20 protein-coding genes and 1 pseudogene are annotated in these 15,593 nt (G+C 68.4%); 6 read left to right on the forward strand and 15 right to left on the reverse strand.

The genetic code is table 11. The annotated features are described in order from the left end of the window. Position 1: 1 nt before the first annotated feature. Entirely contained in the window at positions 2–1,237 is a 1,236-nt protein-coding gene (locus HNR30_RS28840) for a class I SAM-dependent RNA methyltransferase (protein ID WP_181613207.1), read from the forward strand. Between the two features lie 561 nt (positions 1,238–1,798). On the opposite strand, the gene HNR30_RS28845 is transcribed toward HNR30_RS28840, so the two are convergent. From HNR30_RS28845 to HNR30_RS28855, 3 genes are all read right to left on the reverse strand, one after another. Then, positions 1,799–2,494 carry a hypothetical protein gene (locus HNR30_RS28845; RefSeq protein ID WP_181613208.1) on the reverse strand — a complete coding sequence of 232 codons (696 nt, stop codon included), beginning with the start codon at positions 2,492–2,494 and terminating at the stop codon, positions 1,799–1,801. A gap of 143 nt (positions 2,495–2,637) precedes the next feature. Then, the gene (locus HNR30_RS28850) at positions 2,638–2,844 is read right to left on the reverse strand and encodes a hypothetical protein (protein WP_181613209.1); all 207 of its coding nucleotides are present in this window, start codon (positions 2,842–2,844) and stop codon (positions 2,638–2,640) included. A gap of 78 nt (positions 2,845–2,922) precedes the next feature. Beyond that, on the reverse strand, positions 2,923–3,249 hold the full coding sequence (locus tag HNR30_RS28855) for a hypothetical protein (RefSeq protein ID WP_181613210.1): 327 nt from the start codon (positions 3,247–3,249) through the stop codon (positions 2,923–2,925). A 206-nt stretch (positions 3,250–3,455) separates the two neighbouring features. On the opposite strand from HNR30_RS28855, the gene HNR30_RS28860 reads away from it, so the two are divergent. Then, the gene (locus tag HNR30_RS28860) at positions 3,456–4,085 is read left to right on the forward strand and encodes a hypothetical protein (RefSeq protein ID WP_181613211.1); all 630 of its coding nucleotides are present in this window, start codon (positions 3,456–3,458) and stop codon (positions 4,083–4,085) included. 43 nt (positions 4,086–4,128) lie between these two features. Here the strand turns inward: HNR30_RS28860 and HNR30_RS28865 are convergent, their stop codons facing one another. Further along, a complete protein-coding gene (locus HNR30_RS28865; protein ID WP_181613212.1) occupies positions 4,129–4,335 on the reverse strand; it encodes a hypothetical protein in 207 nt (68 codons plus the stop codon). 34 nt (positions 4,336–4,369) lie between these two features. Further along, on the reverse strand, positions 4,370–4,615 hold the full coding sequence (locus tag HNR30_RS28870; RefSeq protein ID WP_181613213.1) for a hypothetical protein: 246 nt from the start codon (positions 4,613–4,615) through the stop codon (positions 4,370–4,372). Between the two features lie 296 nt (positions 4,616–4,911). On the opposite strand from HNR30_RS28870, the gene HNR30_RS28875 reads away from it, so the two are divergent. After that, complete coding sequence (locus HNR30_RS28875) at positions 4,912–5,274, forward strand: hypothetical protein (protein WP_181613214.1); 363 nt, start codon at positions 4,912–4,914, stop codon at positions 5,272–5,274. A gap of 22 nt (positions 5,275–5,296) precedes the next feature. Here HNR30_RS28875 and HNR30_RS28880 read toward each other — a convergent pair. Further along, positions 5,297–6,071, reverse strand: a pseudogene (locus tag HNR30_RS28880) (transposase family protein). A gap of 285 nt (positions 6,072–6,356) precedes the next feature. Between HNR30_RS28880 and HNR30_RS28885 the strand changes: the two are divergent. Together HNR30_RS28885 and HNR30_RS28890 are read left to right on the forward strand one after the other, a co-directional pair. Then, on the forward strand, positions 6,357–6,962 hold the full coding sequence (locus tag HNR30_RS28885; RefSeq protein WP_181613215.1) for a hypothetical protein: 606 nt from the start codon (positions 6,357–6,359) through the stop codon (positions 6,960–6,962). 22 nt (positions 6,963–6,984) lie between these two features. Continuing rightward, positions 6,985–7,731: a hypothetical protein gene (locus HNR30_RS28890; protein ID WP_181613216.1), complete on the forward strand. Its 747-nt coding sequence runs from the start codon at positions 6,985–6,987 to the stop codon at positions 7,729–7,731. A gap of 191 nt (positions 7,732–7,922) precedes the next feature. Here the strand turns inward: HNR30_RS28890 and HNR30_RS28895 are convergent, their stop codons facing one another. The 9 genes from HNR30_RS28895 to HNR30_RS28930 all read right to left on the reverse strand — a co-directional run bounded on the left by HNR30_RS28895 (position 7,923) and on the right by HNR30_RS28930 (position 14,512). Continuing rightward, positions 7,923–8,093, reverse strand: a complete 171-nt coding sequence (locus HNR30_RS28895) for a hypothetical protein (protein ID WP_181613217.1) — start codon at positions 8,091–8,093, stop codon at positions 7,923–7,925. 324 nt (positions 8,094–8,417) lie between these two features. Beyond that, positions 8,418–8,741, reverse strand: a complete 324-nt coding sequence (locus HNR30_RS28900; RefSeq protein WP_181613218.1) for a hypothetical protein — start codon at positions 8,739–8,741, stop codon at positions 8,418–8,420. Continuing rightward, the gene (locus HNR30_RS28905) at positions 8,738–9,085 is read right to left on the reverse strand and encodes a hypothetical protein (RefSeq protein WP_181613219.1); all 348 of its coding nucleotides are present in this window, start codon (positions 9,083–9,085) and stop codon (positions 8,738–8,740) included. Before HNR30_RS28905 ends, HNR30_RS28900 begins: the two co-directional genes overlap by 4 nt. 8 nt (positions 9,086–9,093) lie before the next feature. After that, complete coding sequence (locus HNR30_RS49495; RefSeq protein WP_281389844.1) at positions 9,094–9,219, reverse strand: hypothetical protein; 126 nt, start codon at positions 9,217–9,219, stop codon at positions 9,094–9,096. 809 nt (positions 9,220–10,028) lie between these two features. After that, a complete protein-coding gene (locus HNR30_RS28910) occupies positions 10,029–10,202 on the reverse strand; it encodes a hypothetical protein (protein ID WP_181613220.1) in 174 nt (57 codons plus the stop codon). Positions 10,203–10,728: 526 nt separating this feature from the next. Beyond that, positions 10,729–11,325, reverse strand: a complete 597-nt coding sequence (locus HNR30_RS28915; RefSeq protein WP_181613221.1) for a response regulator transcription factor — start codon at positions 11,323–11,325, stop codon at positions 10,729–10,731. After that, positions 11,322–12,377 (reverse strand): sensor histidine kinase, encoded by a 1,056-nt coding sequence (locus HNR30_RS28920; RefSeq protein WP_181613222.1) that lies wholly within the window; start codon positions 12,375–12,377, stop codon positions 11,322–11,324. The genes HNR30_RS28915 and HNR30_RS28920 overlap by 4 nt, the downstream gene beginning before the upstream one ends. Continuing rightward, complete coding sequence (locus HNR30_RS50325) at positions 12,374–13,471, reverse strand: sensor histidine kinase (protein WP_181613223.1); 1,098 nt, start codon at positions 13,469–13,471, stop codon at positions 12,374–12,376. The genes HNR30_RS28920 and HNR30_RS50325 overlap by 4 nt, the downstream gene beginning before the upstream one ends. A gap of 45 nt (positions 13,472–13,516) precedes the next feature. Continuing rightward, positions 13,517–14,512, reverse strand: a complete 996-nt coding sequence (locus HNR30_RS28930) for a glycoside hydrolase family 18 protein (protein WP_181613224.1) — start codon at positions 14,510–14,512, stop codon at positions 13,517–13,519. Positions 14,513–14,603: 91 nt separating this feature from the next. On the opposite strand from HNR30_RS28930, the gene HNR30_RS28935 reads away from it, so the two are divergent. Further along, positions 14,604–15,512: an LLM class F420-dependent oxidoreductase gene (locus HNR30_RS28935; RefSeq protein WP_181613225.1), complete on the forward strand. Its 909-nt coding sequence runs from the start codon at positions 14,604–14,606 to the stop codon at positions 15,510–15,512. Positions 15,513–15,593 lie beyond the last annotated feature (81 nt).

Genomic DNA, 15,593 nt, shown 5'->3' on the forward strand with positions numbered 1-15,593 from the left:
GATGGATCTCGAACTGACCGTCGGCCCGGTCGCCCACGGAGGCTGGTGCGTGGCGCGCCACGACGGACGGGTCGTCTTCGTACGGCACGCGCTCCCCGGCGAGCGCGTCATCGCGAAGATCACCGAGGAGACCACCCGCTTCCTGCGCGCGGACGCCGTCGAGATCCTCGACGCCTCACCCGACCGCGTCGTCCCGCCCTGCCCCTTCGCCGGGCCCGGCCGCTGCGGCGGCTGCGACTGGCAGCACGCCTCCCTCCCCGCCCAGCGCGACCTCAAGGCCGCCGTCGTGGAGGAGCAACTGCAACGCCTCGCCGGCATCACCAGGAAGGTCCTCGTCGAGGAGGTGCCCGGCGCGCCCGACGGCCTCGGCTGGCGCACCCGCGTGCAGTTCGCCGCCCAGCCCGACGGCACGCTCGGCCTGCGCAGGCACCGCTCCCACGACGTCGAGCCGATCGACGCCTGCCTGATCGCCCACCCCGAGGTCGAGGCCGTCGGCGTCCTGGCCCACACCTTCAGGGGCGCCGCCGGAGTCGAGGTCATCGCCTCCTCGGGCGGCGACCACGCCGTCGTCGTCCGCCCCAAGCCGCGCCGCACGGTCGCGGTGCCCGCACTCGACGCCTCCATCCTCGTCGACCAGGGCAAGGGCCGCACCGAACCCCGCCACGGCTCGGGCCTGCTGCACGAGCGGGTCGGCGACCGCGAGTTCCAGGTGACCGGCAGCGGGTTCTGGCAGGTCCACCCGGGCGCCGCCGAGACGCTCCTCGACGCCGTCATGACGTACGGCGCGCCGGAGCCGGGGGAGTGGGCCCTCGACCTGTACTGCGGGGTCGGCCTCTTCACCGCCGCGCTCGCCGAGGCCGTCGGGCCCGACGGCGCGGTGCTCGGCATCGAGACCGACGCCACCGCCGTACGAGACGCCAGGCGCAACCTGCGCGACCTGCCCCAGGCCCAGGTCGAGCGGGGCCGCGTCGAGGAGGCGCTCGACCGGTTCGAGATCGAGCGGGCCGACCTCGTCGTCGTCGACCCGCCGCGCTCAGGGCTGGGGCGCGAGGTCGTCGACCGGATCGCGGGGCTGCGGGCGTCGCGGGTCGTGTACGTGTCGTGCGACCCGGCGACGCTGGCGCGCGACCTCGCCTGGTTCGACGAGCGGGGGTATGCGCTGGCGGATCTGCGGGCTTTCGACGCGTTTCCGATGACGCATCACGTCGAGTGCGTGGCGCTGCTGGTCGCGAGCTAGGGCGAGGCTCTGACCTGGGGGTCTGCAACACCTGCAACACCGGGAACCCCCCAGGTCCCATTCCGGTCATCGCGAGGGTTTGCGCACGAGATGCGCACGATCATGAAACGCTCCGCAGCCTGGCCGGGCTGCGGAGCGTAGTCGTCTCGGCTTACGCGGTTCGGCAGCGGCCGGTGCTCGCCTTGGCTGGAGTCCCAGGAACTCCTTGGCGTGAACGACCGTGAGGCCCAGGGCATCTCTCTTTGCGCATAAGCTCTCACTCGGAGTTCCTGTGCGGAGATTTGCCCCGTCCTGCCCATGCTCGCCGCCGTCGCCCTCGCCAGCTGCTCTGGCACCCAGGCCGCCGTTCCTCAACCTCGGGCACGCACCTGCCCGGCCGGGCAGGTGCAGCCGGTACGCCTGTTACCACCGCGCTGCGATCGCCGTCATGACTGCCGCCCCCACGCGATATGCCGCCTGAGCGAGCCAGCCGCCAGTCCCTCTGCAGTCACGACGCGCATGCCAGTCGACTCCTCGATGCGTCGGGTCAGGCGCTGTGGTCTCGCATCCGAATCTGTACCTTTAGCCGAGGCTGCCGGGGGCGTAGGCCGAAGCTTGCTCGCTGGTGAGCCAGTCGATGTCGAGTCGTACGCCGGTGAGCGCTTCCACGGTTGCCAGGCCAGTCTCCCAGTCCGGGTCGTGGGAGTAGGAGTGAAAGGGGATGCCGTGGCGTGCAGGAACGCCGGGATCTTCCTCGTCATCCTCCTCATCGTCGTCGGCATAGTCCTGCCTGTGTTTATGGAGAGACCAGAGCGCACCGAGATGGTCGTCGAGCGCACGCGGGTCTCGGCCCCAACATTCCGCGGGAGTGGGATGCAGAGTGTTCAACTCGGTGACGATGTCCCCGTCGGCAGCGTAGAAGAGACAGTTGGCATTGTTGACCAGCCAGTAGAACCCCCAGGCTTGAGCATCGAGCGACACGCGAGCCAGCGTTTCAGGCGGGAACCAGCCGTTTCGAGCCCAGACGATCACATTCTCCTCGCGCTGGCCGAGCGCTACATGCCCCGGATCCGGCTCCATGTTCACCGGTAAGCAAGGGGTGATCTTGCCGGGATCGGCGCCGAGGCGCTCTGCCACATCGGCGATCGTGAGGCGATGGTGCCGGCCCCGGACCACCATCCATGCCATCGCGTCGCCGAAGTAGGGATCGACGCGGTTACCATCTCGCATCAGGCCCACATAGTGGTCCACCATTCCGGACGTTACCGAGCTGCTCACGCTTATTCTCCTTGCGGTTTGCTCGGGGCGCACCGCAATGCTAGGTGGCGAACACCGCCGAGCGCGAGGGATCTGTTTGACCATCGTCGGTGGCACCGCCAGTCGCAGCAGGACGTTGGTCACGCAGTCGCGTGAGCCAGGTTCTACTGCCAAACGCGCTCGATCGCGTCGACGGCCAGGCCGCAGCGGATGATCCGCTCTCGCTCCCGCCGGCTGTACGTCTCGTCCACCTCGCGGACGGCGTGCGGCGGGAGCTCGCCCTTCAGCTGGACCGCCGACATCTGGTAGCCGCGCACGACCTCCGTGTAGACGAGCCGCAGATGGGAGTGCGCCATCTGGAGAAGCGCCACGGGATGGTCGCGCAGGATCCGGTGGGAGCGGTAGCCGGGCGGCAGCTGCTCGAACAGCCAGAGGATCGCGGTCCGCTTTCAGCCGGAGGCGGACGGAGCTGGGACGCCGGCGGGCCAGTCTCGGGGCGCATCGGCTGGTGCACCGGGTGGCGGCTGGTCCACCACGACGGTGCGTGTGACGCCGTCGTAGACCTGCCCGTCGATCTGCTCGGTCTGGTCGACGGGCAGCCACTGGGTCCTCTGAGCGGTCCGGGAGTGGCGATACGAGGCGATCTCCGTCCACGTCACCAGGGCGCGGAGTTCCGCGCCCTGGGCGTCGACTTCGTACTCGACGACCTGCCCGATCGCGGCATCCCGCCCGAGGCCCTGATCAGGCAAGACGCGGATTTTGGACTGGTCCTTCATGGCCGCTCATCATAGCGTCATATCGCACACCCGTTCGAATTATTAGCGCTGGCGACCTGAGGCGGGACGTTACAGAGCCGACTGTCTGGCGATAACCAGCCATGAGCCCACGCAACTCGCGATCACCCCGGCTACGCTCACGTGAGGCGTACCCCCGCGCAGTCACTCGACTCGCTGCACGCCCACGACCACAGCCCAGGCGCCGAATGCGCGACGTCCGCTGGAACGTGCAGTGGTGGGCAGCGCTTACCAGCGTCGTTGCCGGGTTCATGTCTATCCCCGCACTGATTATCTCGCTCAACGCCCTGAGGATCAGCGAGCAACAACACACCGACGCCCGGCGGCAGCAGTCAGCATCAGAGCTCCTCGCCCGTCAGACTTTTATTCGGCGCGTGATCATCAACGGCGAGCCTGGGCAGGCGATGGTGTTCGGTGGTGACATCACCGTCGTCAACTACAACTTGATCCCGGTCCTGGTGAGGCTCTATGCAGAGACCGAGGTCACCCCCACGTCTGGCTCCAGCACTCCGCCGCCGAAAAGCGACGCGTCCGGATTCGTAATCCCGCCGTGCGCTGAGGTGACCCTTCGGATACCGCCATACGAAGCCATCTATCCCGACCCAGCTGACCGACCGAGCAGGCAAGAGGTCGAGATCATTTCTCACACGGCGGTCCTCAACCCGCTCGATGGCCGCCTGTGGGCCGTCCCGGACATCTCCAGCGCAGCACTTGAGGCCTCTCCTCTCGACAAGGACGCTACTGAACTGATGGAGAGCATTGGGTGGACAGTCAAATCCGAGCTGGCTACGACCCGCTCACTGCCGCACTGCGCTTAGGTCACCCCTCAGGCTGCCGATCGGCGCGCTTCGGTGGGATGAACTATTGAAGGTCACCCAAGCTGACACCTTCGAAGTTGTAGGTCACCTCGACCTCGCCTCCCACGATTTGCTTGATCGGGGTGTCCAGGCCGAGCAGCTTCGCCCGCCGCTCTTCGATGGCGAGGATCGTCTTGATCGCCGTCAGCGTGGGGCCGTCGTCTCGCACCACCTCGCCCTGGCCCTCGTCGTTGATGTACGGCCAGCCCATCCGCACGACCTTGCCCTGCGAGACGGTGACGTGCTCACCCCAGCACCTCGTACGCGGCCCTCAGCATCTCGTCCAGCCGCTCGGCCTGCGCCGCCCGATAGGCGGTTACCTCCTGGCCGGGGATGTCCTTCAGCGTCTTCCAGTAGATCTGGTGGGCCCGCTGCCGTCTGATGCCGAGCTGCTCGCCGATCGCCTCGAACGTCTGCCCCTGCCGGCGTAGGCGCATCACCGCAGCGGCCTGGCGCGCGGACTCCTCCTGCTGCACTGGCGAGCTGCCCATCGTCAAGAGCTCCTCATGTCAAGGCTTTGGAGGCAGTTTGACCGCACTCTCAGGTTAGTCTTCGCCGAATCCGGTGATGCCCGAGAGGTTGCGATCAGGGAGCCCTTTCCAACCTGACGCTGCAGCTCAGGATGGGCTCGAAGCACGTGGTTGAGACGGCAGAAGGCTCCCGGTCGCACCCAGGCCTCGGCGTGACCGCCTACCGCGAGTCGGTGCCGCGACATCACCAGGTATTACAGCCGCTTCGACGCCATCCAGGGCGAGCACGTCGGGTCGGCGAGGCTTAGGCTTTGCCCGTGAAAAGTGCAGACGTACGCGGGCGGGCTGTTGCCACCGTCGCAGTGCTGATCATGAACTTGGGTTTACTCCTGGCCGCGGGGTTCGCCATCGGCTGGGCACGCAACCGCGGCGTGCTGTGCGACGGTGCCACTGTGCTCTGCTCGGGTGGAGACGCCACTCCTGGGCAGTGGCAGGCGGAGATGACCTTCCGCTCCACTGTCGCCTACGGCTCCTACGCAGTCATGGCCCTAATCCTGATCGTCAGTGCGGTGATTGCGTGGCGGCGTCGACGCAACGGCATAGTGATCACGCAGCTCACGGCCCTCGCGGCCGTGGCGGCGCTCGCTGTTCTGTGGGAGCCATACGTTTCACTGCACTGACAGTGAGCCTTTTCCGTCTTGATCAGCGGCCGTCCTCGGCGGCTTGAAGGACAGGGATGGCCTGCACGATCGCGGTGGCTCGGCGTGGGCAACAGTGCAGGCGAGTCAGGATCTTCCAGGCCTTGAGGGGTGGCTACCGCTCGCTCGCCGATGGCGCGGATGCGGGCGTGGGCGCGGTTGACCGACTTCTGATTGCGGGACAGGCGTGGGCGGTGGCGATGCCGCTTGAACGGGGTGCGGATGGTGCCGTCGGCACCCTGGTGGCCGCGGTCGGCGAAGGTCTTGATGCCGGCTCTGGTGAGGGCGTCGGCCAGGCCTGTTGCGCGAGCGGCGGTCAGATCGTGGGTAGAGTCGGGCAGCGTGGGTGAGGCCCGGACCAGGCGGCCTGCCGGGTCGGCCAGGACTTGGACGTTGACGCCGTGGCGGTGGTGTTTGTCGGAGTAGTAGGGCTTGTCGTCGGCCAAGCGGTTGATCGGGATGAGGGTGCCGTCCAGGATGGCGTAGGCCAGGCGGGTGGCCTTTCCGATGGCGGCGCTCAGGTCGTCGGCGAGGAGGGTGAGCAGGTCGAGGGCTTCATGGACGTAGCGTCAGGCGGTGGTGGTGCCGATGCCGAAACCGCTTGCCAGACGGGCGTGGGTGTCGCCGTTGCGCAGATGCGCTAGGACGAGTAGCGCCTGGTCAGCGGCGTGCAGGCGGCGCCAGCGGGAGCGCTGCTCGGCCCGCCGGCCCCGCAGCGGATCGGCCAGGCGAGACAGCGTGCGAGTGGATAGCGGATTCGCGGCAGGGTAAGACAACACCCAGGGCTCCTGGTGAGGACAACAGATCTTGGTCGACTGCTGTCTTACCGTGAGCCTTCCTCATCTCTCAAGCAGTCCCACGCGCCTGCCCTGACCAGCGCCATCAAGTTGGAAAAGCCTCAGGGATATGGAGGTGTCGGAGAGGGCGTGTCGATCTGCCAGAGCCACTCCTGGAGCTCCAGGGGACATATCGGTGAAGATTCTTCTCGGCAACCCGTTGATGTCGGGAAGGGTAAATATGTGCCTTGAGTTCGAAAATTAGCAACTATTGCCAGCCTTGCAGCCGTGGTCGTCGCCACCAACACCGCAACTTCCGCTACTGCGGACACATACCCCTATGCAGCTAAGCTCGACAAGAGTAATCACGGCTACTGCTATACCACCAGCGTAACTTCTCAGCTTCAGTCATGCATTTCTGAAGCGATGAATTATCTTGCCGACTCCACCGATATTCCTGGAGTGACCTTCCATACGCCCTGCGACACCCAGAACTCCAACGGTGACGGATTACCGGCTGCCGATGTCGCCTGGTTTAGCATCTGGATCGACGGTGCTTATGGTGAGGCGCCATGTAAGATCAAGACTGCTTCCGACAGCACAGTCTGCGATCAGTTCTTCGGGAAGATCAATAGCAGCAGCATCAATGCCACGGCAAATCCCCACAACCAGTTCATCAAGACGGTCTGCCACGAGCTCGGGCATACGGCTGGCCTCGCACACTACAACCCGCTCATCGACCCCTTCCCTGAGGTGCCCGGAGCGCCCGGTCAACCGCACGATTGCCAGGCCAGCGGCGACGTCACCCTGATCGTCGCTAAGTACAACCCGCCCGCCAGTTGGATTTGGACCTACAACCAACATCACATCGATCACATCAATTCCTGGTGGTAACAGCGGACGAGAGGAGAATCCCATGAAAAAGCATCTCGTCGCCGCGATGCTTATAGCCGCCGCATCGTTAACTGCGTGCAGTAATGGCCAGAAAAACAGCCCGGCTACGGTTGATCGATCTGCATTTATCGAGAGAGCCGGACGTTTGGACGTTTCGCTGCTGCGGCTGTCGGAAGCCGATTTTTCGGCCTACAAGACTCCCGAGGCCCTTGCTGCCGATAGGCCGATTGTTCTCGCTGGTGTAATCGATGGATGGCAGCAAGGACCCGCAACAGAAACCTACACAAACGGCCCCCTCGGCTACCGTGTGATCCTCCGCATTCGAATCACAGAGCCCCTCAAGGGCGTAAAGGGCACGCGTTCACTCGCTCCTGGTGTCGCGTACATTGCATTGGACCAGGGCGCGGTTACGCAGAACGATAGCGAACCTGCCGATGAGTGGATCCCAGAAAAGAGCGTCGCTGATTTCGAGAAGGCGATGCCAACAGGGACACGGATCCTGGCATATCCTCGCGAAATGCCGCAGGACGCCCTGGCTGGCGCCACCCGAATCACTGGCGACAGACTTCCACGTGGAGCCCGCCTCATGACGGTGCCACCGCAGGGACTTGTCCTCGAGGACCCGACGCTGGCGAAGCAGCGTGCGGCCAACCAAACCGCCTTGGTCGGAGGCCGAGAGCCTCTCGCCACAGGAGGGGCTGGCTGGTACGAGGCCAAGACAATGGACGAACTCATTGGCCGCCTGAAGGCGCATGGCTACTCCGAGTGATGGGCTGAGTTGCAATCTTCGCTCGTAGCAGTTGGTCGCCTGGGGCACTGAGGCCAGGCGCTCCAGGCTTCCGCAGCTGTCGACGCCATCGCCTACGCAATCTTTGATGCGAGTCTTGGGGCAGGTGGCGCACCGCTGGACGCGCACTCGGCCGTACTGCTCGATGGTCAGCCAGCGGTGGTGCCAGTGGATCATCGGCGGCTCTTCCGTCTGCTGACGAGCGGGAGCGTAACGATGATCACTGTCAGGTAGACCACCTCGACGATCAGGACTCGGCCGTTACCGGTGTTCAGGGCGAAGTAGGTGAATGCATGGCCGATCACCAATCCGACGATGGCCATCAAGATCTCGGGGGACTTCATCGGCTGGTCATCTCTGCGTTGCCTGGCTCGATGGTGCCTTGGCGGGTGTCGCCGCAGTACTTGATCATGGATTGGTTCCTTCAGGGAGCCGAATCGTGAGCTGGCCGGGGATGCCACCCGGCGGCCTGACGGGGATGCGGACAGAGAGGACCAGGCGGCGAGCAGCGCGGACCCGCCGTCTGTGGCATGTGTCGCCGAGCAGCCGGCCGAACCGCCGGCGCAGGGCTTGCGTGGCCCAGATGCGGCGACCGCAGTCGTCGCACCGCGGTGCCCAGCGCTTGCGCGGCCGGGGCGGCTCGGGTTCGGGCCAGAGGGGCGGCTGGGTCATGGCAGTCTCGTTCGGCGGCGTCGGCGTGGGTCCAGGCGCACGACGTTGGGCGGCAGCTCGGCCGGGGGCTTCGCCTTGGGCGGCGTGCAGGTGGCGACGTGGGGGACGTATTGGTGCTCGTACGGCGCGGCCGGGAGCGCGTCTGCGCCGTCGAGCGAGCGTGACCGCCAGGTCCTTGGGCCGACGCGGTGGCACGCCTGGTTGCCACGCTCGTCCGGCTTGGGGTCGACGGCCATCCGGGCGGCGGCCTCGGTGAGGGTCCACAGGATCGGCTTGCCGCAGGCGCCGCATCGGCTGAGCTCCCGATTGGTGGGGATCACGACGGTTCCCGGTCGGGTCCGGGCAGCAGGTGGCGGGCGAGCTGGGCGCCGCGATGGGCGACGTCGGCGGCAGCCGGGCGGGCCGGGTGGAGCGGGTCACGCGCGTCGGGTACCAGCTCTCGGGGGTGGGCGTGGCCGTCGACCATGAGCCGGCCCATGCCGACGAGCGCCTGCTCCCAGGTCATGCCGACGCTGGCGGCGTGGGCCAGGGCGGCTCGCACGTCGGCCTCGGCCCAGTCGGGCCGTACGGCGGCGGCGAGCACGACGAGCTCGGCGGTGGCCCGGTGGATCTCCGCGCCGGGGCCGGGCCCTCGGCGGGCGGCGGCGCGGCACTCAGAGCACATGCCGGGGTTCATCGGCCACCCCCACGGGCCGCGGCGGGCGGGGAGTCGTCGGGCAGGCCGGCGTCGCGGCGGGCGGCGCGCAGCCGGTCGACGGCAGCGGCGTGGTCGAGGACGAGCTGGCTCCGCTCGCGCATTGCCAGTCCCCACGCCTGCCGGGCGCTCTCGGTGTCGTCGCCGGCGGGCTCGTAGCGGCGCAGCTGCTCGTAGGCGTTCGCGGCGCTGGCGAGCCGCTCGTGGGCGTGGTGGCGCTCGGTGTTCAGCGCGTCGGCGAGGTCGTGGAGCAGCTGAATGATGGCGCGATCGATCGAGTCGTCGTCTTCGTCCTGGCGCGCGCGCCCGTTACGGCGGGACGATAGACGACTACCTGTATCCGTCCCTGCCCCCTTTGGGGACGGGACGGGGGAATCGGACTCCGATTCGCTTCCTTGGCAGTGAACTGATCGGAGTCCGATCGCTTATCTGATCCAGGCTTGCCGCGTTCGTCCAGGCAGAAGGGGCATTCGGGGTCTCGGATGCCTCGGTCGGCGTGCCATCGGCGATGGTTGCCAAGGTTCGCGCCGACCGATTTCTTCTGGCGCGCGGCGGCGGCTTCTTCCTTCGTTGGCTGGAAGTCAGCCCAGTCGTGGAAGAGGTAGCCGCTTTTCGTGCGCGTCCACAGCCCTACGTCCACCAGCTCGCGCGCCAGCTTGGCCGCGCCCGGGAGTAGCCGCGGGAGCACCTGGGCTGACACGAACCCACCAGTGAGGTTCGCGCTCGACCAGGAGCCTGCGACCACCCACAGGCCCAGGCCGCCGGTCGGCTCGCCAGGACCTTCGGGTGGGAGTGAAACGAGTCGTCAACCTTGAACCACGTCATGGTGCTGCTTGCCGTCCTTCGAGCTAAAGGGGCGGTCTCGGTCACTCCTTCCGGGGCAGGGCCTGTCTTCGCTGCGGCTGCTCGGACGTCACGCGGGCACCTCCAGAGGCGAATTGGGGAACACCTCGGCATGCCGGGGCGGCAGGTCGCCGGCCAGGACGCTGCCGACGATGATGTTGCGGTCCATGAACGTGATCGGCAGGGCGCCGTCGATCTCCAGCCAGCACGCGGACTTGGCGAGGTCGACGGCGATGGGGTCCATATCGATGACGCATCACGTGGAGTGCGTGGCACTGCTGGTCGCGGGCTAGGGCGAGACTCTGGCCGGAGTTCCAGGACTTCTTCGGCGTGAACGACCGTGAGGCTCGCGCAACGACCCTCGGTCAAGCACGTGCGGTGTGGCCCCTGCCAGGCTCATGCCTTCTCTCCTTCGAGTCCAGCGTCTGTCCAGCGGCCCTCGACAGGCTGGAGCCGTCTCTGTGGAGAGGAGGACGGGATGCGCGAGTGGACGTGGAAGCCGCGTGACTGGCAGTGGCACAGCGGGCCCATCTACGACTGGAGCTGACCTGACCAGTGCGGCACCGGACGGGAGTGAGTGCCGCACCCGCCAACGCCTGTGAGGGGAGGCGACGATGACGCGCGACGTCATTTGGAACTAGCGTGTGGGCGGCGCCGGCGACGGTCGGCGCCGCCGGTCGGCTGGAGACGGACACGGACCGGCGGGCATCACGTGGAGTTCGCGGCGATCATGGTGATAGACGCCGGGGTATGTCGTCGGTCAGTCCGCCTCAGAGCCAGCCCATCCGCTGTGCCGTACGGATGGCCTCGAGCCGGTTCTGAGCGTTGAGCTTGGTCATCGCGCTCGACAGGTAGTTGCGCACCGTGCCCTCGGTCAGGTGCAGTTCCGTGGCGATCTTGGCGATCGCCGCGCCGTCGCCGGCCATGCGCAGCGCGTCGGTCTCGCGGTCGGTCAGAGGGCTGTCGCCCGCCGTCATGGCGGCGGCGGCCAGGTCGGCGTCGAGGTAGCGCCCGCCGCCGTGCACCTTGCGGATGGCCATGGCCAGCTCCTCGGCCGAGGCGTCCTTGCCGAGGAAGCCGCTGACGCCGGCGGCCATGGCGCGGCGCAGGTAGCCGGGGCGGCCCAGGCTGGTCAGGATCACGATCTTGGCCTGGCCGCTGATGCGTTCGGCGGCGGTCAGGCCGTCCATGCCGGGCATCTCGATGTCGAGCACCGCCACGTCGGGCGTGTGCTGGGCGACCGCCGCGACGACCTCGTCGCCCCGGCCCACCTGGGCGACCACCTTGATGCCGTCCTCGAGGTCGAGCAGGGCGGCGATGGCGCCGCGGATGAGGTGCTCGTCGTCGGCGAGCAGGACCCGGATCATGCCGGCACCGTCGCTCTGAACAGCCCGGGCTCGGCGCTGACGGTGCCGCCGGCCGCGTTCACCCGGGCGGCGAGCGCTTCGAGGCCCTGCCAGGTGCTGCCGTCGTTCGACATCTCCAGGACTCCACCTTCGATCGTGATGACGCACCTCTTCACGGTGCCCTGCTGCAGGATGGTCGTGGCGCCCTCGCGCACGGCCGTGGCCAGCAGCGTACGGCTCTGCGGCGACAGATCCGCCGTCGAGGCGCGCACGATGCACACCACGTCCGCGGCCTCCAGGACGGCACGCACGCTCGACAGGGTCTCGTCCAGGTCCAGGGCGCGGTAGTTCTGCACCGCCTCGCGCACCTGCTTGAGCGAGCTCCTGGCCCGGTCGCGCACCGCGAACATCTCCTGCCTGGCCGCCTCCCTGTCGGGGTTCTCGGCGGCGACGAGGCTGGTCGCCGAGATCTCGGCCAGGCTCTGGCCGAGCAGGGCGTTCAGGTCCTTGGCCAGCCGCAGCCGCTCCTCCGACACGGCCAGCCTGGCCTTGGCCTCCTCGCCGTCGTGGGCCTCGAGGGCGACCTTCCACAGTGCCTGGTTGGCGATCACGGCGCCGACGAAGAACACCACGAGCATGAGCATGACCAGCATGGCCTGGAGCGCGAAGTCGGGCGCGAGCAGCGCCATCGCCACGCCCGACGCCGCCACGACGCCGGCGGAGGCGAGGATGGCGGTTCGTTTGCGGACGAAGGGCGTCAGCATCGCCAGCCACATCGGGGCGGCCACGAACACGGCCGTCGCCGACAGCGCCAGAGCGATCACACCCGCGATCGTCAGCAGGAGCGTGGGGCGCCGCCCTCCCGCCATCATGATGCGGAAGGGGCGCGTGCCCAGCACGAAAAGGATCACGCAGAGCACCGAGCCCGCCACCGAGAGTGCGAGGGGGTAGCCCTCGCCCGCCATGACGACCAGCTGTGCGATGCCCAGGAAAGCGGCGAGCATGATGAAGTCGTAGGAGTAGGCCATCAGCCAGCGGATCTTGTCGAGGCGGGTGGCCTTGCGGCGGGTCATGCGGGCACCGTCGCCGTCAGCACGAACTCGTCGCGTCCCACGTGATGCGCGTCCAGGGAGCCGCCGGCCACGGAGATGCGCTCGGCCAGGCCGTGCAGCCCGCTGCCGCCCGCCTGGGACGCGTGCCGTACTCCGTCGTTGCGGATCTCCAGGCGCCCGGCGTCGAGCCGGATGTGGCAGCGGGTGGCGGTGCTGTGCTTGAGGATGTTGGTGGTGCCCTCGCGCACCACCCAGGCGAGCAGGGCGCGCGAGGCCGCGGGCAGCTCCGCCGTACGGGCTTGGACCAGGCAGTCGGCGCCCATTCCCGCCAGCGCGGCGCGGGCCTGGGCCAGCTCCTCCTCCAGGTCCAGCGCGCTCAGGCCGGCCGCGGTGACGTGCAGCTGGCTGAGCGCCTCGCCGGCCAGCCGGTGCACCTGGAGCATCTCCTCGGTCGAGCCGAGCTTGGCGGCCAGCTCGCTGCGCAGCGACAGCAGGACGAGGCTGCGCCCGAGCAGGTCGTGCAGGTCCCGCGAAAAGCGCAGACGTTCCTCGGCCACGGCCAGACTGGCCTTGGCCTCCTTGCTCTCGTAGGCCTCGCGGATGGTGCGCCACAACCACAACCACAACCACATCGCGCCGACCATCACGACGGCCATGATCGTGCTGAGCGTCAGCAGCCACCACCAGGCCTCGCCGGTGCGCAGGTGCATGACGACGGTGAACAGGACGACCGACACGGCCCCGACCGCCAGCGTCACGCGCAGCCGCAGGAACAGCCCGACGGCGCTGAGCATGAACCACGGCAGGATGTCCCAGGACGCCGCGCCGTACCCGCCGGCGGGGAACCCCAGTGTCACGGCCAGGGACGCCACGGTCATCAGGGCGAGCAAGGTGACGGGCGCGGGCTTGTTGTCGAAGGCGACCCTGAGAGTCCAGGGGAAGCCCGCGTAGACGAACAGCTGGAGCAGGCCCGCGATCAGCGCCTGGCCGGGGGTGATCTCCTTCAGCGCCAGAAGGCCGAAGAGGCTGATGATGGAGGCGATCGCGATGAAGACGATCACCGCGTCCATCCAGTACACGAGGATCCTGCGCGCCACGTGCGGGCGTGCTGCCACCTCATGCCCTCCCAAGTCCGCCTGTTGTCGGACTTATCCTACCCGTCAACTGCGGGTCCGCCGCAGAATCCCGGTCACGGTCGACGCCGGTACGGCTCCGCGCAACGACAACCACGCCAGCCCGTGACGCGCGGCGAACGTCGTGAGTTTGCGCGCGTCGAGCCTGCTCATGTCGCCGGGGGCGACCAGCACCGCGGTCACCGCCATACGGCGCCAGGCCGACGCCGGATCCGTGAGGCGCTGCGACACGGCGATCTGGCGCTGCGCCGTACGCAGGGCCTGGGCCAGCCGCTGCATGCGCCCCGCGGGGGCCGTCTGCGGCTCGATCGGCGCCAGGAGGTTGACCGTGTCGACCACCGCGCCCGCGTCGTGGGTGGCCTTCAGGACGGCTGCCGCCTTGTCGAGAGGCAGGCTGAAGGTCACGTGCAGGGGGCGCTGCTGCTGCAGGAGCCGGATCGCCCTGGCGCGGCGCGCGGTCGTGGCCGGGTCGCCGTCATCGGCCTCGAAGTCGGCGTGCGCCGCCCCGACGCCGTCGAGGGCGTTGCGATAGGCCTGGGCGAGCTGGAGCGGCTTCCGGCAGGTCGAGGCCAGGTCGCGCCCGCCCGGGCCGCCGAAGGCCAGCAGCGCGTCGCCGCCCTCGGAACGCAGCCGCGTCAGGCGGTTGGCGACCGGATTGCCCGCCGGGTCGAGCTGCCCGCTCCACTTCGGCGTGCAGCCGTCGGGGGCGGCGACGATGTGGCCCAGCAGGTACCAGCGCACCCCGGTGCGCTGCGCGTCGTCGGGCAGGTTCAGCTCGGGCGTGCGCGCGGTGTTCACATACGAGACGAACGTGGTCGGATCCCTGCGCCGCGACGGCGTGGGTGTCGCGGTGACCGCGACCGGCTGCCGGCCGGCCCGCGCCGAGTCCACGGGCTCGCGCTCCGGAGCCGCCGTGGTCGGCAGCAGCCAGACGGCTGTTCCCGTGGCCGCCGCCAGCGCCAGCGCGGACAGGATGGAGACGGAGCGGGGCAGGGTGCCCGGCGCTCTACGATGCTCCGACATGCGCCACCCCCCGTGGTGGATTGATTACGGAGAGCATGGATGGTGAACCCTAGCAAGTGATCGCCGCAATGCGCCCGGATAATGTGAAAACATGAAGTTGAGGATCTTCACCGAGCCCCAGCAGGGCGCGTCGTACGACGACCTGCTCACAGTCGCCCAGGCCTCGGAGCGGCTGGGATTCGACGCCTTCTTCCGCTCCGACCACTACCAGCGCATCGGCGCCGGAGACCCGGGACCCGGCTCCACCGACGCGTGGATCACCCTGGCGGGCCTCGCCCGCGAGACCTCCACCATCAGGCTCGGCACCCTCGTCACCCCCGCCACCTTCCGGCTGCCCGGGCCGCTGGCCATCAGCGTCGCCGGGGTCGACCAGATGAGCGGCGGCCGCGTGGAACTGGGCCTCGGCACCGGCTGGTTCGACGACGAGCACGCCGCCTACGGCATCCCGTTCCCGCCGCTGGGCGAGCGTTTCTCGAAGTTCGAGGAGCAGCTGGAGATCATCAGGGGGCTGTGGGCGGCCGACAAGCCCTTCTCCTACGACGGCGTGCACTACCGGCTCGTCGACTCGCCCGCGCTGCCCAAGCCGGCGCAGCGGCCAGGACCGCCGATCATCATCGGCGGCGTCGGCTCCACGCGCACCCCGCGCCTGGCCGCGGCCCACGCCGACGAGTACAACGTGCCGTTCAGGCCGCTCGAGGTGACCGGAGAGGCGTTCGAGCGGGTACGGCAGGCGGCGGCCGGGCGGTCGCTCGTCTACTCGGCGGCGCAGACCGTGGCGGTCGGGCGCGACGAGGCCGAGGTCGAACGGCGGGCGGCGGCCACCGGCTACACGGCCGAGGCCCTGCGGCGCGACGGGCTGGCGGGAACCCCCGAGGAGGTGCTCGACAAGATCGGGCGGCTCGGGGAGCTGGGAGCCTCCCGGGTGTATCTGCAGGTGCTCGACCTGGGAGATCTGGAGCACCTGGAGCTCATCGCGGCGGAGGTGCTTCCGCGGGTGTGAGGCCGGGCCTCTCCGGCTGTGCCACGGCTCCCTCTGGGGAGCCGGTTATCCACAGCCGGAGAAACGCGGTGGCTCGCATCC

The organism is Nonomuraea soli (assembly GCF_013761175.1).
Taxonomy (GTDB): Bacteria; Actinomycetota; Actinomycetes; order Streptosporangiales; family Streptosporangiaceae; genus Nonomuraea; species Nonomuraea soli.